Source organism: Micromonospora sp. SCSIO 07396, assembly GCF_053667945.1.
Map to the genome: position 1 here is coordinate 5,626,750 of NZ_CM132210.1, position 21,263 is coordinate 5,648,012.

Below are 21,263 nucleotides of genomic sequence, written 5' to 3' on the forward strand. Positions count from 1 at the left end.
CTCAGTTCGTCACGGTCAGGTACTGGTAGGTCTGCTCGTCGCCGAAGCGGACCAGCGGCCCGCCGGAGGCGTCCACGGTGATCAGGAACGCGCCGCCAAGCGGTGTGCCGGGGCCCGTGGCCGGGGCCACCGCCACCTCGGACCAGCGGACGAGCAGGCCCGGCAGGTCGCCGTCCGGGCCGTCGTACCACTCGGGAACGAACCGCAGCCGCGAGCCGACCGTCCCGGGCGGGGCGGGGTCGGCGTCGTCGGGCAGCGGGCGCAGCGACACGTCGGCGAACCCGGGGTGCCGGCGGCCGTGGTGGAAGACCACGGCGTCGGCGAACTCGTTCGACTCGACCAGGTACGAGCAGGTGAGCAGACGCAACGCGAGACGGGCCCGGACCCGGCCGGCTCGCGGCCCCTCGGCCGGGTCGCCGGGCCGGGCGTACTCCACGATCATGCCGTCGTCCCGGGTGTCGACGCCCATCGACGCGCGGTGCCAGCGCGGATGCCCGTCGTGCCACACCTCGATCTGCGGCGGGCCGGCCACCCGCTCGAAGCCCTGCACCTCGACCGCGCCCCGGCGGGCCCGCCCGGTGAGCACCCGCATCGCGGTGACCGGCGGCGGGACGGTGACGCCGGTGGCCTGGTAGACGGTGAGGCTGCGGGTGGGCGGCGGGTCGGCCCCGACCAGCGGTCGCCCGTGCACCTCCCCGCTGACCGGGACCAGCCGCCACGACGACGGCCCGGACGCCGGTTCCAGCGTGATCCCGCCGTCGCTGTGCACGGTCAGCGCCCCGGTCTCCTCGTGGCCCGGGGCGACCGCCGGGCCGAGCACCGGGTTCTCCGCGTGCCGGACCCGGTACCCGATCCGGATCGCCGGCACCGGGACCCCGGTGCCGGCGGCGGGGGCGAACACCATCGTCGGCTCGAAGACGAGGTGGCCCGGGTCGTTGAACTTGTTGAACGGGTTCCGTCCGCCGGCACCGGTGTCCCGCAGCGTGATGCTCAGGTCCTCGATTCCCCACAGGCCCGGCGGCGGTGCCGTCGAACGGGGCGAGTACCTGTCGGTGCCGGGGCGGGGCTGGTAGGGGAAGGTGACGAACCGGATCAGGAACTCCGCCGCGACCAGCTTGCGACCGTCCGGCCCCTGGTGGCGGTAGCGCAGCCAGTAGCAGTGCCGGTGGGTCCGGGTGCCCCGGTCCAGCCACACCGCGCCGTCGAACCGGTCGGGCCACAGGTCGTCGGTGAGGAACTCCCCGACCGGCAGGCCGGCGTCCCGGAAGCCGGTCACGGCGAACCGGTTGCCGGACAGCTCCTCCGGCTCGTACTCGATGCTGGTCACGGGGTGACGTCCCTGCTCGACCGGTCGACGGGGGCCGGGCACGACGATGGCCGGTCGGTCCATCGGGCCCGCCGGTGCCGGGCCGGGAACCGCTGGTGACGCGGTCCCGGCCCGCCACCGGGCGGGTCACACCAGGTCGTACTCGCGGGCCAGGTACTGGAACTTCTCGACGGTCAGCACCGTGGCCAGGACCCGCTGGTCGGCCACGGAGAGGTCGTCCACCTCGTCGTCGACCACCCGGTCGAGCACCTCCCGGGCGGTCTGCGGGTCGAGGTCGGCGAGCGGTTCCGGCGTCGGCCCGACCGGCTCGACCTGGTCGGCCGCCCCGACCTGGTCGGCCGCTTCCGGTTCCCCGCCGGGGTACGCCGACCCGTCCGGCCCGTCGTCCTGCCCGTAACCGTCCTGGCCGTAGCCGTGCTGGTCGTGGCCCTGCTGGTCGTAGCCGTGCTGGTCGTAACCCTGCCCGTCGTGGGACTGCCCGGCCTGCTCGTAGCCGTCCTGGTCGTAGCCGGCCTGGTCGTAGGCTTCCTGGTCGGCGGCCTGGTGGGCGGCGGCGATCCAGTTCTGGGTCACCGAGTCGATCACCCGGGCCATCTCCGTCGCCGGCTCACCCAGCTCGTCGACCGCGAAGATCTGCACCGGCGGGAAGGCGCTGGCGTGGTGGTAGACGGTGTCGTAGAAGTCGGCCAGCCAGCCGTTGCGCTGGTACCAGCCCGGGTCGCCCCAGCCCTGCCCGAGCAGGTCCGGCACCAGCTCCCAGCCGGCCCCCGGCTGCTCGGCGAGGATTCCGTGCGCGCTGACCGCCGCCCAGCACAGATAGGCGTACGCGTCGTCGAGGCCGGCCGGGCCGGTCGTGTCGAAGGTCTCCGGATAGTTCATCGGTCGTCTCCCACTCAGCCCGTGACGGTGAAGTACTTGTTGCTGTCGGCGTCGAGCAGGCGGAGCACCGGGCTGCCTGACGAGTCGATCCCGAGGCGGAACTGCCCCTTGTTGCTGTGCTGGCGGCTCCGCCCGTCGGCACCGGCGTGCTCGGCCGTCCAGTCGATGCGCAGCTGCACCCCGACCTGCCCCGGCACCTCCTCGACGTACGGCCCGAAGAACAGCGTCGACTCCTCGTGGTGCCGGTTCTTGACCGCGTCGACGTCGTACTGCCGGCCCTTCTCGCCGACCACCACCGGATCGCCCTGTCCCACCTCCAGCACCCGCAGCGACACGTTGCGGAAGGCGGTGTAGCGCACCCCGCCCACGTAGACCATCTGCCGGTGGCCGTCGTCGGGCGCGGTGACGTACTGGACCATGGTGAACCGCAGCAGCAGCAACGCCTTGATCTTGGTGCGGACCTTCCGGCCCAGCACGGCCCCGTCACGGACGTACTCCAGCCGCAGCGACGTCTCGTGCCCCTCGTCGTCCGCCGCCGAGGCGACCACCGGCGGTTGACCGTCGTTGAGGACGGTGATGGTGTTCGGGCCGTCCATCCGCTCGAAGCCGATCACCTTCATGCCCTTGTGCTCGTGCGGGTCGAGCATCCGGCCACCGTGGTCGATCCCACCCAGCTCGATGCGTTGGGCCCTGAGCACGCCGGTCGTGACCGGCTGGCCGTCCTCGTCAGCCGGAGCGACGCGGGTCGGGCGGTCGTGCACGCTGCCGCTGAGCGGGGTGATCCGGAAGTGCTTCTCGGTCCGCCCCTCCCCCGGATTGATCTCGAAGCTGCCGTTGCTGTGCACCAGGAACGCGCCGACGTCGTTGTGACTCAACCCGAGGGGCGCGCCGAGCAGGTTCTTCGCCTGGTGCTGCACCCGGTAGTTGATCCGCAGGTGGGGCATGCCGCCGTTGACGGCGGCCACCTCGAAGGTCAGGCTGCCGGACTCGTTGAACTTGTTGAACGGGTTCCGCCCCCGGCCGGTCGCCATCAGCGACACGCTCAGGTCGGTGATCCCCCAGAGCGGGTAGTCGCGCAGGATCTCCAGCTCCTGCTCGGTCGGGCCCCCCTCACCGTCCTTCGGTACGTAGTCGAAGGTCGTGAAGCGCACCAGCAGCTCCACGCAGACCCGCTTCTTGTCGGTGACCCCGATGCCCCGGCGCAGGTAGCGCAGCCAGTAGACGTGCTGCCGGGACTGGCCGCCCTGGACCATGACGAGCTGGCCGTGGGCGATCGGCACCGGTGAGATCAACTGGTTCAGCGGCAGCTCGGTCCGGAACCCGGCGTTGCTGAACCCGTTGACCTGGAACACCCCGTCCGTCAGACCCTTGGCCTGCCCCTGCGCGAACCCGATCATGTTCGCGGTGGTGTTCAGGGCGATGGCGACTTCTGTCACGGATACACCTCCGACGTGGGACCGTCGGGCCGGTCGGCCGACGGTGGTGGTGGTTGTCGGGTGCCGCCGCCGGGGCCCGGTGCCCCGACGTCACCCACTGCCCGGCACACTCACTCCCGGGCGAAGAACTCGAACTCGCTGACCGTCACGTCGGTGCCCTTCTCGGCCCGGTGCACGTCGGTGACCTGGATCTGCACGCTGGTGACCCCGTCGGCTTCGTCGAGGCTCAAGGTCTGGGGCTCCCCGGTGTCCTCGACGGTGAGGGTGTCCGACCGGTTGGTGGAGTAGACCAGGTGCAGGGTCATCGGCCGGTGGGTCGCGGTGTAGTCCTCGGCCGTACCGGCGGTCACGATCAACCGCTCCAGGTCGACCTTCGCCGCGAAGCGTAGGGTGACCGTCGGCGGCTTCTCCTTGTCCCAACGCACCTGCCAGTGTGTGTTGCGGTACTGGTCCACGCTCAGCTCCGGACCGTGGTCGCGGACCGACGCACCGCCGGTCACCTCCACCGGCCGGACCGCCACGAACCGGGGGTTGATCTTCCGGTCGGCCCAGTCCCGGGCCCCGGTCACCGGCCCGGAGACCGCCCCGTTGATCCGTTCCCGCAGCGGCGGGTAGACCAGGTACGCCACCCCGATCGCGAAGAGCAGCACCGCGGCGACCGCGTTCGACCGCTGGTAGATGGTGTGCAACACACCGCCGACCCCACCCGGTCGGCCGCCGCCGGGCGCGCCGGGGCGGGTCCCGGCCGCGGTGACCCGGGGGCCGCGGCGTGGCAGCAGGCGCTGCCACCAGCGCCGACGCACCACCTCGGCGGTCCGCAGCGAGTCGCCGCACCGGCTACAGAACCGACGGGTCGGCGCGTTGCCCTCACCGCATCCGCCGCAGATCAGGTCACCGGGTTGCCGTCGCCGGGTGGGTGCCTTCGCGCCGACGGTGGCCACCCGGGGCCGGACCGCCTGCGGGCTGACCTCCTCGGGCTCGACGGTCGCGGCGGTGGCCCGGGAGCCGACCCGTCCGCCGGTGGCCGGCGCGCCGGGCAGCACGGAGTCGACCGACCCGTCGGCGGCGACCAGGGCGCTGGTGTGCGGCGCGGCACGCGTGTCGCGCCGGGGTGGGGAAGCCGGATTCCTCGGAGCGGTCGGCAGCTTCGCCCCGGCCACCCCCGGCGGCGGGGGCGGCAGCCGACGCGGCGACCCGGCGACGCCGGTCGGGGCGATGACCGGCACACCGGCCGGGGGGCCGCCGGTCGGCGACGACGCGGCGGCGGCCGCCGGGTCCGCCTCGGACGGGTCGGGGCGGGCAGCGGGCGGCACGGTGCGGGCCGCCCGGTCCGGTAGCCGGGCCGCCGGCACCCCCGGCGGCGGCGGTGGCAGCCGGCGCGGCGGCGTCGACCCCGACGCCGCGCCGCCCTCGGACGCAGCCGTCACGGTCGACGCGCCGGCGGCGGAGGGCCCGGTCGGCGACGTGCCGGGCGGCGCGGACCGTACCCCGGGAGCGCCGAGCCCCGGCGGTGCGGACCGGACACCAGGCGGACCGGACCCCGGCGGACCCGGCCGCGCCCCGGGCGGACCGGACCGGACACCAGGCGGCGTCGTCCCCGGCGGGCCGGAACGCACACCGGGCGGCACGGCACCGGGCGGCATTGCACCAGGCGGCGTTGCACCAGGCGGGCCCAGGCCGGGCGGACCCGGCCGCGTCCCCGGCGGACCCACCCCGGGCGGACCCGGGCGGACCCCCGCCGGACCGGCCCCCGGCGGCCCGGGACGCAAACCCGGTGGGCCGCCGGGCAGGCCGGACGCTCCCCGGCCCGTCCCGCTGCCGACCCGCACCACACCCTCGTCGACAGGCGAGCCGCCAGGCGCGGGCGCGATCACCCCGGCGATACGTTGCAGCAGCGTGGGCTTCTGCCGGAGCTCCTGCTCCGCCTCCTGGACCGTCTCGACCGGGATCTTCGGCACGGTCTTCTCGCCGGTCCACTCCAGGAAGCTGCCGCAGGACCCGCAGAAGGTGTCCGCGTCACCGTTGTGGTTGCCGCACTCACGACAGATGATCACGGTCGAGCACCTCCAGGGTCGTCGTCACGTGCGCCGGTACGACCGCGCGGCACAGCTCGTCGAGGGCGTGCCGGGCCACCGTCGCCGGCTCGTCCACCCACACCCGCACGTGCACCCGGGGCGGTGGCAGGACGGCCGGCAGCGGCTCCGGCCGGGTCGACCAGGACACCCCGGTCGAGTCGAGGACCTCCACCTCGCCCCCGGTGGCCAGCTCCAGGGCCATCCGCAGCCCGGCGACCGTCCCGCGCAGCCGGTGCGCGGCGACCGCGCCGGCCACCATCGCGCGCTGCCGCTCGACCGGCCAGTTCTCGTCGAGCTGCGCACCGACCCAGTGGCCCAGCCAGAGCAGGAAGTCCGGCGGGGTCAGTGCCGGGTCCAGGTACGCGTCGAGACAGTCGAGGGTGGACACCACCGGCGCGAGCACCTCGTCCAGCCCCTCGGTCCAGCGCACCAGCAGGTCGTCCTCCTGCAACAGGGCGGGCAGGAAACCGGCGATCGGGTACGGCATCGCCACGTCGACCAGGCCCCGCATCAGTGCTCCTCCACCCGGAGCTGGTGGTCGAAGGAGAAGACCAGGCTGTCCGGTTCCAGGTCGATCCGGCCGGCCTCGGTGCCCCGCTCGCCGGTCACCGGGTTGGCGGTGAACAGCCGCAGGTCCTCCACCAGCTCCACCCCGCGTACCCGCTGCAACACGGCGAAGAGTTCCCCGGCCTGCACCGGACGCCCGAACGGCCAGCCCCGACCGTCCGGGCCACCGCCGGTCAGCGGGCTGAGGAAGCCGTACAGGGCGGCCAGGCCCTCCTCGCGGACCCGCTCGACGACGACCCGGGGCCGGGCGACGACCCGGGCCACCACGGTCACCCCCCGGTAGCGGGGCGGCTCGACGACCACCCGGGTGCCGATCAGCCGGGTGGCGTCCAGCCGCGCGGCCACCCGGGCGAGGCTCGACTCGGCCGGGATCAGGTCCTCCAGCCGCAGCCGGCCGTCCTCGGCGGGGGCCGCCGGCACCACCAGCAGCCGCGCCACCGGCGGACCGTCGCCGTTGCTCGGCACGCAGCGGACCCGGGCCAGTTCCGGGGCGGCCTCCCGGGCCAGCACCTCGTGGTCCTCGGCGGTCACCGCGCGACTGCGGCTGCGCAGGGTCAGCGGGCCCCGGCGGCGGGCCTCGTCAAGCGTCTCGCCGTCCACCCCGCCGCTGGCCGGGTGCCGGTTCTCCACCCCGGCGACGTACGGGATCGAGGTCCGCAGCGCGGTGACCGCGCCGACGCCGACGTTGCCCCGGCTGCCGCCGCCGACCGCGTACCGGCGCAGCCGCAACCGACCGCCCCGGGGCGGCACCGCGCCGTAGCGGCGCAACGTACCGTCGGGTTGCCGGACCGCCGGGCCGAGGACCACCTCGCCGGCCACCCCGTCGAGCAGGAAGTGCCGGTCCTCGGGGCCGCTGCCGGCGAAGTGCTCGACCGGCGACCACCGCTGCCAGCCGTCGTCGGAACTGACCTCCAGCACCGGGTCACCGAAGCCGGCCAGCACCGGCCGGCGGGTCAGCGCGAACCGCTGACCGGGCACCCCCTCGGAGTCGCCGAGTTCCTCGTCGTCCACCAGGTCGGCGTGCACCGCGTCGGTGGTGCCGCCGACGGTGTTGGCGGCCAGCCCGAGGACCACCGGCGAGGCGCTGTAGCCGGGCTGCCCCTCCTGCGGGGTCACCACCCGGGCCCGCAGCCAGCCGGCCAGCACCCCGTCGACCAGGCTGGCCTGGTGCCCGGCGGGCACGTGCAGCAGGATCGCGCCGGGACGGTTCAACGCGCCGGTCTCGTCCAGCCCGACCTCGCAGTCGAGCCAGCCGTCGGCACCGCGCGCCTCCCAGCGCAGCGGCGGGTGCAGCGGGTTGACCCCGACGCCGTCGACGCGTCCCTCGAACTCCAGCCGCACCGCGCAGCCGCCGACCGCCCGGTCCAGCCCGATCAGCAGTTCGTCGCCGGGCTGCGGCACCGGGGAGAACGCGGCCACCGGGCCGCCCAGTTCCAGGGCGCCGGTCTGGTCGGTGATCCCGTCGGCGGTCCGGACCCGGAGCTGGGTCAACGCGCAGGGCGGCACGGCGAGGTCGGCGAGGGTGGCGAAGACCAGCGGGTCCCCGCCGTCGCCGACGGTCACCGCCCGCGTCCCCGCCGGCACGACCTGGGTGGCGCGGGCCGGGGTGGACAGCCAGAAGGTCAGCGTGGTCCGGGCGGCCGTCGGCGGCACCAGGCGTACCCCGATCAGTTCCAGGAACTTCACGTAGAGCCGGTCGGGCACCCGGTTGAGCCGGTAGATGAGCTGGTCGGTCAGGGAGGCGAACGTCTCGATCAGGGTGATTCCCGGGTCGGCCGGGTGCAGGTCCGTCCACTCCGGGCAACGGTCGGCGATCAACCGGCGGGCGTCACCGACCAGGTCGTCGAAGCCCCGGTCGTCGAGGTCGGGGGCGGGCAGCGCCATCAGCCGAGCACCCCCGTACCGGTCAGTTCCCGGTCGCCGGGCAGGGTCCGCAGGTTGAGCCCGAGGGTGCCGGGCTCGTCGGTGTCGCGTACCCGGTAGCGGATCTCGATGTGCAGCAGCCCGTCGCCGCCGGCCGGGTCCTCGGTGACGGCGACGTCGTCGATCTCGGCCCGGGTCTCCCAGCGTTCCAGCGCGGCGCGCACCTCCACCGCCACCGCCCGCCGGGTCTGCCCGGTGACCGGCTCGAAGACGAAGTCCCGCAGCCGGGAGCCGAACTCCGGCCGCATCGGGCGCTCGCCCGGGTAGGTCGCCAGGATCACGCACATCGCCTGCTCCAGCAGGGCGGTGCCGCTGATCGTGGCGAGCCGGCCGTTGGGCTGGACCCGCAGCGGAAAGGCACACCCGGTGCCGATGACGTCGGCCTGCATGGCACTCCTCAGTTGAGCTGGATGGGTTTGCCCTTGATGGCGGTCGACGCGGTGCCGCTGATGTTGACCTGCGTACCGCTGATGTCGACCGTCTTGCCCTTGAGCTTCAGGCTGGTGCCGCCGTCGAGGGTGAGGCTGCCGCTCGGCCCCGCCTTGATCTCGACGGCGGTCTGTCCGGTGCACTCGATCAGCAACTTGCCGGGTTTGTCGGGGGCGCAGCGCAGGGTCACCGTGCCGGCCACCTGGTCCATCGCCAGCGACAACTTGTCGCCCCTGGTACCGAGGACCACGTCGGCGGCGGTCGGCTGCCCCTTGCCGCCGGGCGGCACCTCGTCGTGGAAGACCAACCGGCTGCCCGACGGCGACAGCAGGCCGCGCCGGATCACCGAACTGGTCTGCCCCACCGACTTCACCCCGCTCACCCCCGGCTTCGTCGACGACGACTGGCCGCCGTCCAGGCCGTACCCGGTGTGCCGGCTGGGCAGGCTGCCGAGCACGTACGGGCGGCGGACGTCGCCGAACTCGAACGCGACGAGCACCTGGTCACCCGGCTCCGGCACGAAGAACGCGCCACCGGTCGGGCCGGCGAAGAGCTGCCCGACCGGTGCCCAGTCGGTTTCGTGGTCGGGCGACAGCCAGGGCAGCGCCAGGGTGACCCGGCCCAGGTTCTGCGGGTCCTTGACGTTGCTGACCACCCCGCAGACCACCCCGTCGATCCGGGCCTGACCGCCCGGGTCACCGCCGCCGGTGTTCGCCAGTCCGAGTAGCGATCGGTCCTGCGTCCCGCCGATGGTGAACTCGGTGCGGTAGCCCTCCTCGGCCTCGTCGAAGACGTGCCGGGCGGCGCTGAGCGTCCAGGTGCCGGCGAACGGTGCCGGCACCCCGTCGACCTTGACCGCTTTCCCGGCGACCAGCCGGGCGTCGCCCAGCGCCTCCCCCTCCGCCTCGGCGAACCCGCCACCGACGCTGGCGGCGAGCCCCTTCGCGGCCTGGGTGACCGCGCCGTCGGCCCGGCCGGGCACGGGCAGCCCTCGGCCGACCAGGACGTGCGCGCGGGGTCCGGGGGCCGGGCCGACGTCACCTACCGCGCTGTTGCCGGCCCGGGGTGGTGCCGGCGCACCCCGGGGGACGAAGGTGTCGGCGGCGGCGGTCGGCGTCCGGCCGGCCAGGCTCACCCCGTCGGCGGTGGTCGCGGTACGGCTCGCCACGACCGTCGCGGCGACCGGGTCCCAGGCCCGCACCTCGACCTCGGGGGCGAGGTTGCCGGCGCTGACCCGGGGCAGGAAGCGGCGCAGGTTGCCCCGGAAGGTCAACGGCACCGGGCTGCCGGCCCGCCGGGCGGTGGCCGCCCGCCGGAAGTGGAACCGGTCCCCGTCGGCGCCGATCTCGTAGCCGATCTCCCGGGCCCGGGCGCTGAGGAACTCCCAGTCGGTCTGGGCCACCTGGGACAGGTGGGCCAGCCGCCCGGTGGTGGCATCGATCGTGCCGACAGTCAGTTTCGCGGCGGTCGCCACCTGCCGGGCGACGTCGGCGTCCGACTGGTTGAGGAAGGTACGGGTCCGCCGTACCCGGTGCAGCCGGTGGTCGTGGGTGTAGCCGCGCACCACCACGTGCGCGCTGACGTCCACGAAGTGCCCCTCCACGGCGGTCACCTCGCCGCTGATCAGCCGGTGCTCGGCCGAGCCGTCCCCGGTCGGCCCGAAGACCTGCACGGCGGTGCCCAGCTCCAGCCCGGCCGTACGCAGCACGCTGCCGTCCAGGTCGGCGAAGGTCAGCTCGAACATGTCCGGCAGGGCGGCCTGGGTGTCCACCACCACCCGTACCAGTTGGTCGGCGGCGGCGGCCGGCAGCGCCCGGCCGGCGGTGCCGACGGTGACCCGGGGGCGCAGGGTCGCCGTACCCCAGAGCAGGCCGTGCCGGTCGATCGCGGTCATCGTCGCGCCCCCACTACCGCCGCGCCCCGACGGACGCGCCCCTGGCCTGCGCCCGCATCGGGTCGTCCAGGCCGCTGGCCAGCGCCCGCTGCCGCCACTGCGCCGGGTCGGTCCGCACCGACCGGGTCGGCACCGGGCCGCCGCGCTTGGGGAAGATCTCCCCCTCGATGACGATCAGGTCCAGGGTGGCCTGGGCCCGCACCGGCTGCCCCTCCCCGTCGAACCGGGTCAGGTTGACGTTCAGCGTGCTCAGGTTGACCGCCATCGACAGCTTTCCCCAGGTGAACGTCAACCGGGGCAGCTCGATGCTGGACGCGCTGCGGCTCTGTTCGTCGACGCTCGGCGGGCCGGAGAACGCGATCAGCTTCTGCACGTCCTGGGCCACCCCGGCACCGACCAGCAGCACCTCGCCGGCCATCACCCGCAGGGCGGTGTCCGAGGTGAGTTCCACGCCCCGGCCCCGGCCGACGAGCTGGGAGGCCCGGGAGGAACGGGTGATGCCCATCTTGGCCGGGTTGTAGGAGAACGCGACCCGGCCGAGCGTCGGCGACGACAGGGTGGCCGTCTCCGCCTTGGCCTGTAGGTCGGGGAAGAACCCCTCGTGCACCAGCTCCAGCCGTTCCACCGCGACCTGGTTGCTGTCCGAGGAGAGGTCCGGGCCCGTCCACGACGACGGCCGTACGCCGTAGAGCAGCCAACTGGTGACCGGTTCGCCGTCGGCGTCGAGCAGGGTGATCCGGGCGGTGGTCCGGGTGTCGTCGCCGGTGCCGTCCTGCCACGAGCGCAGCACCCCGACCAGCCACTGTTGCAGTTGCGCCGAACTCTCCCGGTGCACCGCCCGTTCCAGCACGACCGGGGCGTAGCTGACCTCGCCGGGCAGGTGGTACTGGCCGACGTAGTCGCCGGTCACCCGGACCACCTCGGGCCGGAAGTCGGCCCGCAGGCCCCGGCAGGAACGCCACAGCCCGATCTGGACGTCACCGATGGTCACCTGGAACCGCATCGCCAGGCCGAGCTTGAGGGTCCGCTTGACCCCCGGCCCGTCGCGGAACATCTGGAGCAGGCCGCCTGCGGCGAGCCCCTGCGCGGTCTGGCTCGGGTCGCCCAGCATCCCGCCGAGCTGACCTGCGGAGATCGCGGCCATCAGAGCGAGAACTTCACGTCGTCGTGCAGGAAGCCGGTGTGCGCCAGTTCCAGGGTCTCGACCGCCACCCCGCTGTGGCTCGGGTCGAGTTCCGACACCGACCAGCCGACCGGGAAGAAGTGCTTCAGGTCCCAGCCGACGATCTTCAGGCCGACGCTGTCGACGAGTTGGATCGTTCCGCTGAGCGGGCGGTACCGGTTGGCCTGCTGGCAGAGCCACTCCTGGACGACCTGCGAGTCGAAGCAGACCGCCCGGCTGAGCCGGATCCGGCTGTAGGTCGGCTCCCCCACGTACGTGAAGACGTCGTTGCTGTCCCCGGCCCGGTACTCGCAGACCTGCCAGGTCACCCCCAGCCCGGAGACCCGGGACCAGGAGCCGAGGTTGTACCGCTCGTCGTCGATGACCACGAGGTACCTGTGGTTGACGCCGGTGACCTCGAAGAAGCCGCCCATCAAGCGGGCCGCGGTGGAAAGACCGCCTGCCATCGTTTCGCCCTCCTCGTCGCCTCGTCCTGGCCCGCATCCGTGCGGTCGTGCCACCTGCCGTGCGTCGTGCCGCCTGCCGTGCGTCGTGCCGCCTGCCGTGCTCAGCGGAACTGGGTCAGCCGTCCGCTGCGTTCCCGGTCGACCAGCAGTTCCTGCCGCAGCCGTCCGCGTAACCGTCCGTAGAGCCGGCCGGCCAGTTCCTCCAGGTCGTCGGGGTTCTCCAGGTCGACCGGCCGGCCCGGTGACCGGTCCGGCACCCGGTCGGCGTCCCGGTCCAGCCGGGCCGCCGTGGCCCGCCCCCGGTCGGCCACCGTGCGCAGCTCCGCCCGTAGCCGCTCCACCGCGTCGCGTACCTCGGCGATCCGGCCCGCGCTGCGGTCGATCGCGGGTGCCGCCGTCGCGGCTGCCACCTCGGCCCGCAGGGCGTCCGGCGGTGGCCCGGCCGGCGGGTCGGCGGCCTGGTCCTGCTGCTGGTCGAGTTCGCCACGTACCAGCGCCCGCAGGTCGTCGAGGGTGGCCGCCGGGGTGTCCATCGACGCCCGCTGGAGCGGGTGGGCGGCGGCCGGCGGACCGGTCGACGGGGCCGGGGGTACGCCGCCCGCACCGGGGTTCGCCTGCCAGGTCAGCCCGCCGCCGGGGGTGGTCCCCCAGGTGCCGACGGTGCCCGGGGGTGTCGGTGCGGCACCCCCGCCGGCCGGTGGCGCGACGGGTGGCAGCGGACCGCCCACGCCCGGCCCGCCGCCGAAGGCGTGCTCGGCGGCGAGCGCCCGCGCCTCCAGGTCCCGGCCCGCACCTGTCGACTCGGCCGGCGGAGCTGCCCCGAACGCCCGCTGCTGCACCACGTGGGCCAACTCGTGGGCGAGCAGCGCGCGGGCCGGCGGCGCGTCCAGTGGCCCCGCCGATGCCGGCAGCAGCACCTCACCGCCCCGGGTCGCCGCCCGCGCACCGGCCTGCTGCACCACCGCGGTGGCCGCCGCGCCCCGCCACACCGGCACCGCCGCGACATCCACGCCGTACTGTTGCCGGAAGCCGTCCACCAGCGCGGCCGGCACCTGCTCCGGCAGCTCGCCGACGCCCACCGGCGCGGTCGGCGGGGCCGCCCGGTGCGCCGCCGGCACGGTCCCCTCCAGCGTGGCCGGTGTCGGGCCGGGCCGTCCGTCCGCCACCACCGGCGCGGCGGTCACACCCCCCACCGGGTACGCCGGGACGTGCGCGTCGGTGGGCACGGCCGTCGTCCGCGGCTGCGGCCGGTCGACCCACCCGGTCTGCTCCGCCGACGGTACGGGCGGGTGCGGGGCCACTTCCGCGTGTCCCCGGCCCGGCGGTCCCTGACCGGCCCGGCCGTGCTCCCGGTCCACTCCCGACGGCGGCCCGGCCGGCGGCGGCTGCTCCGGACGACGGGTGAGGAAGAAGGACGACGGCGGGGCCACCGGCCCGGGGCGGTACGTGTCGCGCCCCGCCGCCGGGCCCGGCAGGTCGTCCCCGGTGTCGCGGCTCCCCGCCGAACCCGGCAGATCGTCCACCCACGCCGCCGAACCCGGCAGGTCGTCTCCGCTGTCGCCCCGCGCCGCCGAACCCGGCAGGTCGTCCGTGCTGCCGGGTCCCGCCGGGCCTGGTCGGCTCTCCGGGGTCGGTCGGTCGACGCGGTCCGTGACCGGCCGGCTCTCCGGGGTCGGCTGCCCGACGAGGTCCGCGACCGGGGTCGGTGCCGTGGCATCCGTGGCCGGCGAGGTCACGCCGCCCGGGGTCCACCCGGCCGGCTGCGTCAGCTGTCCGGGGGCCGATCCGGCCACGGCCCCGTCGGGCCGGTGGTCCGTCGGCCCGGTCGCCTGCGGGCGGTCGTCCACCGGCCGGGACGGCCCGACGGGCGTCGGGCCGTCCCGCCGACTGTCGGCGGGGACACCCCGGTCGCCGCCGGTGGCATCCTGCGGGCCGACCCGGCTACCCGGGCCGACCTGGTCCTGGGCGGCGGACCCGGCTTCCGGGCCGGCGGCCCCGGTGAGCTGTCGCATGGCAGCGGCGGTGGTGCCATCCGGTCCCTGGTCGGCCGGGGACGTCGGCTCCGGGCCCGGTCGGGCGGTCGCCGGCCGGGTGGCGCGACCCCGACGTCCGGCGAAGGCCACCTCGACGGGACGCACCTCGACGGCCGACGGCGGGGTCCCCTCCGGGTCGTTCCGACCGTCGTGACCCGCCGCCATGGCGACCGCGCCCCGACCGGTGCCGGTGTCCGGCTGCGCCGACCGGGTACGCCCGCCGCCGCCCGACGCCCGGGCCTCCTCGGCGGCCCGGGTGGCCTCCGCCGCCAGGTAGGCGACCTCGAATCCCGGTGGTGGCCAGACCTGTGCGGTGGGCAGGCCGGCGGCGGCGAACTGCGCTGCGGTCCGGGCCGTTGCGGCATCCGCCCCGGCACCGTCGGGTCGCCCGGTGGACGTTCGTCCCTGCGGCTCCCACGGTCCACCCGTCGGAGCCGCGCCCTCTCCCCGGGGCCCGCCCGCCGCCCGGATCGGGCCACGCTCCACGGTCGGGCCCTGGTCGGGAGCACCGGCGACGTTCGGAGCCGCGCCCAGCGCCGGGCCGCCGTCCCCGGCCGACCCCGGAAGCACCCCCCGCACCAGCGCCGGCCCGTGGCCGGAGGTCGGGCCGTGACCGGGGGCAGGGCCCGGCCCGGGAGCCAGGTCAAGGCCGGGGGGCGAACCGTGGCCGGGGGGCAGGCCATGATCGATGGCCGGGCCCGGGCCGGGAGTAGGACCGTGGTCGGACGTCAGCCCGTGGTTCGGTGCCGGACCCTGCACCCCGGTCGGGCCGTAGGTGTCGGTCGGGGCCGGGAACGCGGTCGGCTCCGGTGCCCGGGGCCCGACGTGCGCTGGGGTGAGCTCGACCGCCCCCGGCGGCGGGCCACCCCACCAGGTCGGATCGTTTGGCGACGACGTCCCGGTCGCCGACTGCGGGACGCCCGGAAGGTGGCCGCCCGCCCGGGGAAACCGCGACGCGTCGTCCCCGCTCGGCGGTATCCGGTACGCCACCGGACCGACCGGCCACGGGTCATCCGGCCCGGTCACCACCGGCCGGACCGAACCGGTGGGCGTCCATCCGGCGGGAGCGGTAGGCGACCATCCGGGCGGAGCGGTCGGCGGGCGGTGGGGCGGGTCGGTGTCGTACCGGACCGGGGTCGGGTCGGTGGCCGCGACCGGCCCGACGGACGGCGCGGCGGCTCCCGGGGCCGGGCCGACGAGCGCCGGCGCAGCGGCGGTCGGGGGCAGTGCCGGGCCGTCCGTGGCCGTCCCCGGCGGCGGGATGGTCACCATCGCCGAGGCGGGCGTCACGGTCAGCAACGGCAGACCCCGGAGGACCGGGTACCCGTCGGTGGGCACCGGCGCGGCGACCGGAACGGATGGCGCGACCGGAACCGGCGGCGGTGCCGCGACCGGCCGGCGACGACGCGGCCAGAACGGCTGTCCGGGGCGTAACGACCAGGACATGCCCACCTCCTTCGGGTTCCGGTACGGGTGTGCGGCGTCGAGCTGCCGGGTGGGTCAGGCGTCGCCCGGTCGACCGCCGGCCAGGTCCACCGCGAAGCGCCCCCCGCAGCCGGGGCAGGCCACCTCGGCCCCGGTGTGCCCCTGCTGGTTGATCCGCCGGTAGAGGTCCTGGAGGAAGGCCAGGTCGGAGGCGAAGAGGTGCTGGATCACGTCGACGTCCACGGCCTGCACCCCACCGATGCGGGTGACCGTCCGGGCCAGCAGCAGCACGGCGAGGAACGCCGGATTCTGGCGTACCCGGGGATCGCCCTGGGGGGTGATCTCGTCGCGGGCGGTGGCCAGCCGCATGGTGCCCTCGCGGTGCACCCCGCCCCGGTCGTCGACCAGCCCGCGCGGCAGCACGAACGGGTACTCGGTCCGCAGGCCCGCCGCCGGTCCGGCGGCGGGCTCGGCGAGGCTAGATCCGCGCATTGAAGTCGAACAGGTCGTCGCACATCAGGGTGACCGTCTGGTAGACGATGTCGGTGGCTCCGGCCTTGACCCCGCTGACCTCCACCCGCGACGGCCAGGCGTTGGTCATCATGTACGTCAACCGGGCGTCACCGTTGAGGTCGTCACCGGGGCCGTAGAGCTTCAACGCGCAGTCCCGGTAGGCGTCGTACATCATGTTGCGCACCTTCTGGTGCCACAGCCACAGGTCGCCGTTGAGGTCGAGGCCCCGCTTGAGGGTGACCGTCGGCGGCTTGGTCCGACCGAAGTGCCGGGAGAAGATCGGCCCGGTGGTGCCGGCGGCCATATACTCCGCGTTCTCCACCTCGCTGCTGATCCCGACCAGTTCGGCGAAGTTGATCGCCGACATGCCCGGCACCTCCAGCCGGAAGACGGCGGCACTGATGATCTGGGTGTTCTGCTTCGGGTCCTGGGTACCCTGACCGGCCATGCTCGTTTCTCCTGGTCTCGTCGTCGCTCAGGTCGGGTGCTCGCCGCCGGGGCCGGTCAGTCGCCGGAGCCCTGGGAGAGCTGGGAGAGTCGGAACACCACGAACTCGGCCGGCTTGACCGGGGCGATGCCGATGTCGACGGTGAGGATGCCGGCGTCGAGGTTCTCCGGCGGGTTGTTCTCGGCGTCGCACTTGACGAAGAACGCCTCGGACCAGGTGTCGCCCATCAGCGCGCCGCTGCGCCAGACCCGGCGCAGGAACATCGTGATGACCCGGCGCACCGCGTCCCAGAGGCGGGGGTCGTTGGGCTCGAAGACCACCCAGTTGGTGCCGAGCAGGATCGACTTCTCGATCCAGTTGAACAGCCGCCGGACGTTGAGGTAACGCCACTCGGCGTCGCTGGACAGGGTGCGCGCCCCCCAGATCCGGATGCCCTGCCCGGGGAAGGCCCGGATGCAGTTGACCCCGATCGGGTTGAGCTGGTCGTGTTCGCCCTTGGTGAGCCCGCTCTCCAGGGCGAGCGCACCCCGGATGATCTCGTTGGCGGGTGCCTTGTGGACGCCCCGGGTGTCGTCGTTGCGGGCCCACACCCCGGCGACGTGCCCGCTGGGCGGCATGAAGACCGCCCGGCCCTGCGCCGGGTCCATCACCTTGACCCACGGCCAGTAGAGGGTCGCGTACTTGGAGTCGTAGCCGGCGACGTCCATCCGCCACTCCTTGAGGCGCTGCGGGTGCAGGCCGGGCGGCGGGTCGAGGATGGCCACCCGGTCACCCATCAGCTCGCAGTGCGCGATCATCGCCAACTGGACGGCCTTGAACGCCTCGTCGTCGATGGCACCCTGCTGGTGGGCGGCGGCCAGGTCGGGGACGCAGAGCATGGTGATGTCCTCGATCGCCTCCAGCCCGGCGAAGCCGGTCCGGTCGCTGACGTCGCCCACGTAGTCCTCGGCGCGTACCCGCAGGTCGCCGGTGCCGGTCGTGGTGGCCGGCAGCGCGGGCGTGGCGAGGGTGATCTCGGCGCCGCGTCGGGGCGGGGCGAGGGTCGCGCCCTTCGCCTCCTCGATCTGGATCAGCTTGGACTGCTGGCGGACGGCGGTGACCACGTTGCCCGCGCCCCGCTTGGTGGTCAGGTTGTCCAGCGTCTCGACCGGCTTGCCGGCCTGCTTGACGACGAGCTTGAACGCGTCGTCGCCGCCCTCGGAGGCGTCGGCGACCTCGACCGAGAGGTCCTGGCCGGCCGGGCCGGGCAGCGCCGCCCGGACGGTGAAGGAGAGCCGGCCGTTGTCGCCGACCGCCGGTACGGCCGCAGCCGCGTACGACTCACCGGCGGCTTCGTCGGCGGCGGAGTCCGCTCCGGCGCCACCACCCACCCGGACCACGTACGCGGAGCCGCCCCCGTTGAGGAAGTAGCCGTAGACCGACAGCGGCAGGAAACTACCCGCCACGAAACCACCGAAGGTGCGGGTGTACTGCGTCCAGTTCGTGATCAGCGTGGGCTCGTCGACCGGCCCCTTCTCGGCGAAGCCGACGAACGCGGCGACGGCCGTCCCGACCGCCTCGATCGGCCTCGACCCGGAGGAAACCTCCTCCACGTAGACGCCCGGCGACAGATACGTCGGCATCGAACCTCCTGTACGACGGTGTGATGTGACCGAGCCTGCCAACGTCGACCGGCCGTCAGGGCTGCCCGCCGGGACGCCGCCGGGGTAGCCACCACTGCCCCCAAGGGCAACCGATCCGCCCCGACGGCCTGCCCGGTCGCCGGCCGCGCTCCCGTCCGGGCAGCCGGCAGGGTGGACGGATGATCTGGGATGTCGACCTGTCGGTCCGGGCCTGGTTGGGCCACTACCTGCCGGCGGACGTGCCTGTCGTCTTCGACCCGCCGGACCGGTGCGCGCAGCGCGCCGACGGTGACCTGGTCTCGGCGTTCCTGCTGGACGTCGAGGAGGACTCGGCGGGCGTCTCGGCGACCTGGGACGAGCTGCGCGACGCCGACGGCCAGCTCGTCGGGCGTCGACCGCCGGGCCGCCGGTACCGGTTCAACTACCTGTTGACCGCCTGGGCGGCCGACACCGAGCGGGAGCACCGGCTGCTGGGTGACCTGCTGGTGGGCTGCGCGAGCTGCACCGCCCTGCCGTCCGGGTTCCTGACCGGCGCGGTGGCCCGCGCCGGTCAGCCGGTGGTGGTGCGCAGCGCGCCCCGGCGCGAGGGGGACGCCGGTTCCGCCTGGGTGGGGTACGGCGGGACCGCTCGGACCGGGTTGCACCTGCAACTGCTCGTGCCGTTCGTGCCGGAGACGCAGACCGACCTGGCGCCGCCGCCGCGCGAGGTCAGCGTCAACAGCGGCGGCGGCCGGCCCGCCGGCCCGGGGCTCGGGCAGCCAGGCCGCCGGCCCCGGGGCGGGATCAGCGAGCCCCGGTGACGTCCCGGTGCCCGATCAGGCGTTCCGCTGCCCGTTCAGGTAGCCACGGCTGCCCCTTGGTGTTCCTCGTTCGTGGTTCTGCCGGCCCCGCCCGCGCGGCGAGACTGCCGGCATGAGTGTCGCTGTGGGACTTGTCGAGACCGACCTCACCGTCGCCGCCGGTGGCACGGTCAGCTGCACCGTCCGGGTGCGTAACACCGCCGCCGTCGTCGACCAGTTCACCCTGGACGTGGTCGGCGACGCCGCACCGTGGGCCGAGGTCGAGCCGGCGACGATGAACCTGCTGCCCGGCACCGAGCAGGAGGCGCGGGTGACGTTCACGCCGCCGCGTGCCGCGACCGTGCCGGCCGGCAGCGTCGACTTCGGGGTACGGGTGCGGGGGCGGGAGGACCCCGAGGGTTCGGTGGTCGAGGAGGGCACGGTCACCGTGCAGCCCTTCGTGGAGCTGGCGACGGAGCTGGTGCCGCGTACCTCGCAGGCACGACGCGCCGCCCGGCACCAGCTGGTGATCGACAACACCGGCAACGTGGAGACCACGGTCGAGGTGCTGCCCGCCGACCCGGACCGGTTGCTGACGTTCCGGGTGCTGCCGGCCGCGCCGGTGCTGCGGCCGGGCACGGCCACGTTCGTGAAGCTGCGGGTACGTCCCCGCAAGCGGTTCCTGCTCGGCCCGGACCGCAACCTGCCGTTCCAGGTGGCGGTGACCCGTCCCGACGCCGAACCGATCACCAGCGACGGCCTGCTGGTGCAGCGGTCCGTCCTGCCGGCCTGGTCGCCCCGGGTGGTGCTGGTGGCCGCGGCGGTGGCGGTGGCCCTGGTGGGGCTGTGGTTCGCGGTGCTCAAGCCCACCGTGCAGTCCACCGCCAAGGAGGCCGCCCAGGTGGAGACCAAGGAGTTGTCCCAGGAGGTGGCCGAGGTGAAGACCCAGGCCAGCGAGGCGGCGGAGACCGCCGAGCAGGCCGAGAAGGTGGCCATCGTCGCGGCCGGCGTCAGCCCCAAGCCGAGCGCGGCCCCGAGCCCGACGACCGAAACCGGAAAGGGCAACGGCAACGGGCCGGGTGCCCAGGGCGGGACGCTTGACAACGCCGACCCGGAGACCGCCGCCGACTTCCGGGTGGCGACCAGCGCGTCGCCGACCACCACCAACGAGTTCACGCTTTCCACCTACCGGCCGGCCGAGAAGAAGGTGCTCTGGGTGACCGACATCGTGTTGCAGAACCCGCACGGCGACGCCGGCCTGCTCCAGGTGCGGCGGGGCGACACGGTGCTGCTGGAGACCGGCCTGAACAACTTCCGGGATCTGGACTACCACTTCGTCCAGCCGCTGCGGTTCTCCGCCGGTCAGCCGGTGACCGTCGCGGTGAAGTGTGCGAACCCGGGCACCACGGCGTGCACCCCGGCCGCCTACTTCGCCGGTCAGCTCGTCCCGGTCGCGCCCACCCCGAGCCCCTCCCCCAGCCGATGAGCGACCCGCAGGCCCCCGGCCCCCGCCCCGCCGGCCGGGTCGACACCGCCCACCCGGCGGGCACCGACGACCCGGCCGACGTCGACCATCCTGCCGACGGCGATCACCCGGCGGGCAGGGCCCACCCCGCGCCGGTCCGCGCGGCGGTCCGCTCCCGCGACCCGATCTCCCAGGCCGGGGTGACCGCCCAGCTCGGTACCGTCGGGGCGGAGGAACCCGCAGGGGCGCGGCCGGTCGTGGTGGCCGGCGCCGACGACGACCCGGACATCCTGGTGATCGTCGCCGACACGGTGGACGGATGGCTGCTGGCCCAGCTCGACGCCCTGACCGGCCGGCCGTCCCCCCGGCCGGTGCTGGTGGTGGGGCAGCTCGACGACACCGCCGGCCTCCAGGCGATCGAGGCGGGCGGCCTCAACCTGGTACGCCGTTCGGAGAGCACCGCCACCCTGCTGCGCGAGGTGGTCCGGGCCGCCGCCCGGGGCGAGGCGAGGCTCCCCACCGACCTGCTCAGCTCGCTGCTGACCCGGGTCGGTCGGGCGCAGCGGCAGGTGTTGGCACCCCGGGGGTTGACCATCCTGCCGCTGTCCCCGCGTCAGCTCGCCGTGCTCCGCATGATCGCCGCCGGGGCGGACATCGCGACGATCGCCCGGGAGCTGTCCTACTCGGAACGCAGCATCAAGAACATCGTGCACGAGATCACCACCCAGCTCGGTGTCCGCAACCGCACCCAGGCGGTCGCGCACGCCATCCGCGAGGGGCTGATCTGATCCGGTCCCGTCGTTTCAGGGGAGGTTGTCA

At 74.6% G+C, this 21,263-nt stretch carries 17 protein-coding genes; 3 read left to right on the plus strand and 14 right to left on the minus strand.

Annotated features, from left to right (window positions below; translation table 11 throughout):
- Position 1: 1 nt before the first annotated feature.
- The 14 genes from ACWCHM_RS24310 to ACWCHM_RS24375 form a co-directional block, all read right to left on the minus strand.
- A complete protein-coding gene (locus ACWCHM_RS24310) occupies positions 2–1,327 on the minus strand; it encodes a hypothetical protein (protein ID WP_454219954.1) in 1,326 nt (441 codons plus the stop codon).
- 126 nt (positions 1,328–1,453) lie between these two features.
- On the minus strand, positions 1,454–2,206 hold the full coding sequence (locus ACWCHM_RS24315; protein WP_454219955.1) for a hypothetical protein: 753 nt from the start codon (positions 2,204–2,206) through the stop codon (positions 1,454–1,456).
- A gap of 14 nt (positions 2,207–2,220) precedes the next feature.
- The gene (locus ACWCHM_RS24320) at positions 2,221–3,642 is read right to left on the minus strand and encodes a hypothetical protein (protein WP_454219957.1); all 1,422 of its coding nucleotides are present in this window, start codon (positions 3,640–3,642) and stop codon (positions 2,221–2,223) included.
- A gap of 110 nt (positions 3,643–3,752) precedes the next feature.
- Positions 3,753–5,069 carry an NADase-type glycan-binding domain-containing protein gene (locus tag ACWCHM_RS24325; RefSeq protein ID WP_454219958.1) on the minus strand — a complete coding sequence of 439 codons (1,317 nt, stop codon included), beginning with the start codon at positions 5,067–5,069 and terminating at the stop codon, positions 3,753–3,755.
- 610 nt (positions 5,070–5,679) lie between these two features.
- Complete coding sequence (locus ACWCHM_RS24330; RefSeq protein WP_204962064.1) at positions 5,680–6,228, minus strand: phage tail protein; 549 nt, start codon at positions 6,226–6,228, stop codon at positions 5,680–5,682.
- Positions 6,228–8,168: a putative baseplate assembly protein gene (locus tag ACWCHM_RS24335; RefSeq protein ID WP_281900780.1), complete on the minus strand. Its 1,941-nt coding sequence runs from the start codon at positions 8,166–8,168 to the stop codon at positions 6,228–6,230. Before ACWCHM_RS24335 ends, ACWCHM_RS24330 begins: the two co-directional genes overlap by 1 nt.
- Positions 8,168–8,596 carry a GPW/gp25 family protein gene (locus ACWCHM_RS24340; RefSeq protein ID WP_204962066.1) on the minus strand — a complete coding sequence of 143 codons (429 nt, stop codon included), beginning with the start codon at positions 8,594–8,596 and terminating at the stop codon, positions 8,168–8,170. The genes ACWCHM_RS24335 and ACWCHM_RS24340 overlap by 1 nt, the downstream gene beginning before the upstream one ends.
- A gap of 8 nt (positions 8,597–8,604) precedes the next feature.
- On the minus strand, positions 8,605–10,530 hold the full coding sequence (locus tag ACWCHM_RS24345) for a phage baseplate assembly protein V (RefSeq protein ID WP_454219959.1): 1,926 nt from the start codon (positions 10,528–10,530) through the stop codon (positions 8,605–8,607).
- A gap of 13 nt (positions 10,531–10,543) precedes the next feature.
- Positions 10,544–11,674 carry a phage tail protein gene (locus ACWCHM_RS24350; protein WP_204962068.1) on the minus strand — a complete coding sequence of 377 codons (1,131 nt, stop codon included), beginning with the start codon at positions 11,672–11,674 and terminating at the stop codon, positions 10,544–10,546.
- On the minus strand, positions 11,674–12,159 hold the full coding sequence (locus ACWCHM_RS24355) for a phage tail protein (protein WP_088643770.1): 486 nt from the start codon (positions 12,157–12,159) through the stop codon (positions 11,674–11,676). The genes ACWCHM_RS24350 and ACWCHM_RS24355 overlap by 1 nt, the downstream gene beginning before the upstream one ends.
- 101 nt (positions 12,160–12,260) lie before the next feature.
- Positions 12,261–14,762, minus strand: a complete 2,502-nt coding sequence (locus tag ACWCHM_RS24360) for an eCIS core domain-containing protein (protein ID WP_454219961.1) — start codon at positions 14,760–14,762, stop codon at positions 12,261–12,263.
- A 930-nt stretch (positions 14,763–15,692) separates the two neighbouring features.
- Positions 15,693–16,109: a hypothetical protein gene (locus tag ACWCHM_RS24365; protein ID WP_204962070.1), complete on the minus strand. Its 417-nt coding sequence runs from the start codon at positions 16,107–16,109 to the stop codon at positions 15,693–15,695.
- Positions 16,096–16,578: a phage tail protein gene (locus tag ACWCHM_RS24370; protein ID WP_088643766.1), complete on the minus strand. Its 483-nt coding sequence runs from the start codon at positions 16,576–16,578 to the stop codon at positions 16,096–16,098. The genes ACWCHM_RS24365 and ACWCHM_RS24370 overlap by 14 nt, the downstream gene beginning before the upstream one ends.
- Before the next feature lie 56 nt (positions 16,579–16,634).
- Entirely contained in the window at positions 16,635–18,200 is a 1,566-nt protein-coding gene (locus ACWCHM_RS24375; RefSeq protein ID WP_454219963.1) for a phage tail sheath family protein, read from the minus strand.
- 179 nt (positions 18,201–18,379) lie between these two features.
- Between ACWCHM_RS24375 and ACWCHM_RS24380 the strand changes: the two genes are divergently transcribed.
- The 3 genes from ACWCHM_RS24380 (at position 18,380) to ACWCHM_RS24390 (ending at position 21,232) form a co-directional block, all read left to right on the plus strand.
- Positions 18,380–19,000, plus strand: a complete 621-nt coding sequence (locus tag ACWCHM_RS24380; protein WP_204962072.1) for a Pvc16 family protein — start codon at positions 18,380–18,382, stop codon at positions 18,998–19,000.
- A gap of 112 nt (positions 19,001–19,112) precedes the next feature.
- Positions 19,113–20,465: a COG1470 family protein gene (locus ACWCHM_RS24385; protein ID WP_454219964.1), complete on the plus strand. Its 1,353-nt coding sequence runs from the start codon at positions 19,113–19,115 to the stop codon at positions 20,463–20,465.
- The gene (locus tag ACWCHM_RS24390; protein ID WP_454219965.1) at positions 20,462–21,232 is read left to right on the plus strand and encodes a helix-turn-helix transcriptional regulator; all 771 of its coding nucleotides are present in this window, start codon (positions 20,462–20,464) and stop codon (positions 21,230–21,232) included. Before ACWCHM_RS24385 ends, ACWCHM_RS24390 begins: the two co-directional genes overlap by 4 nt.
- Positions 21,233–21,263: the final 31 nt, after the last annotated feature.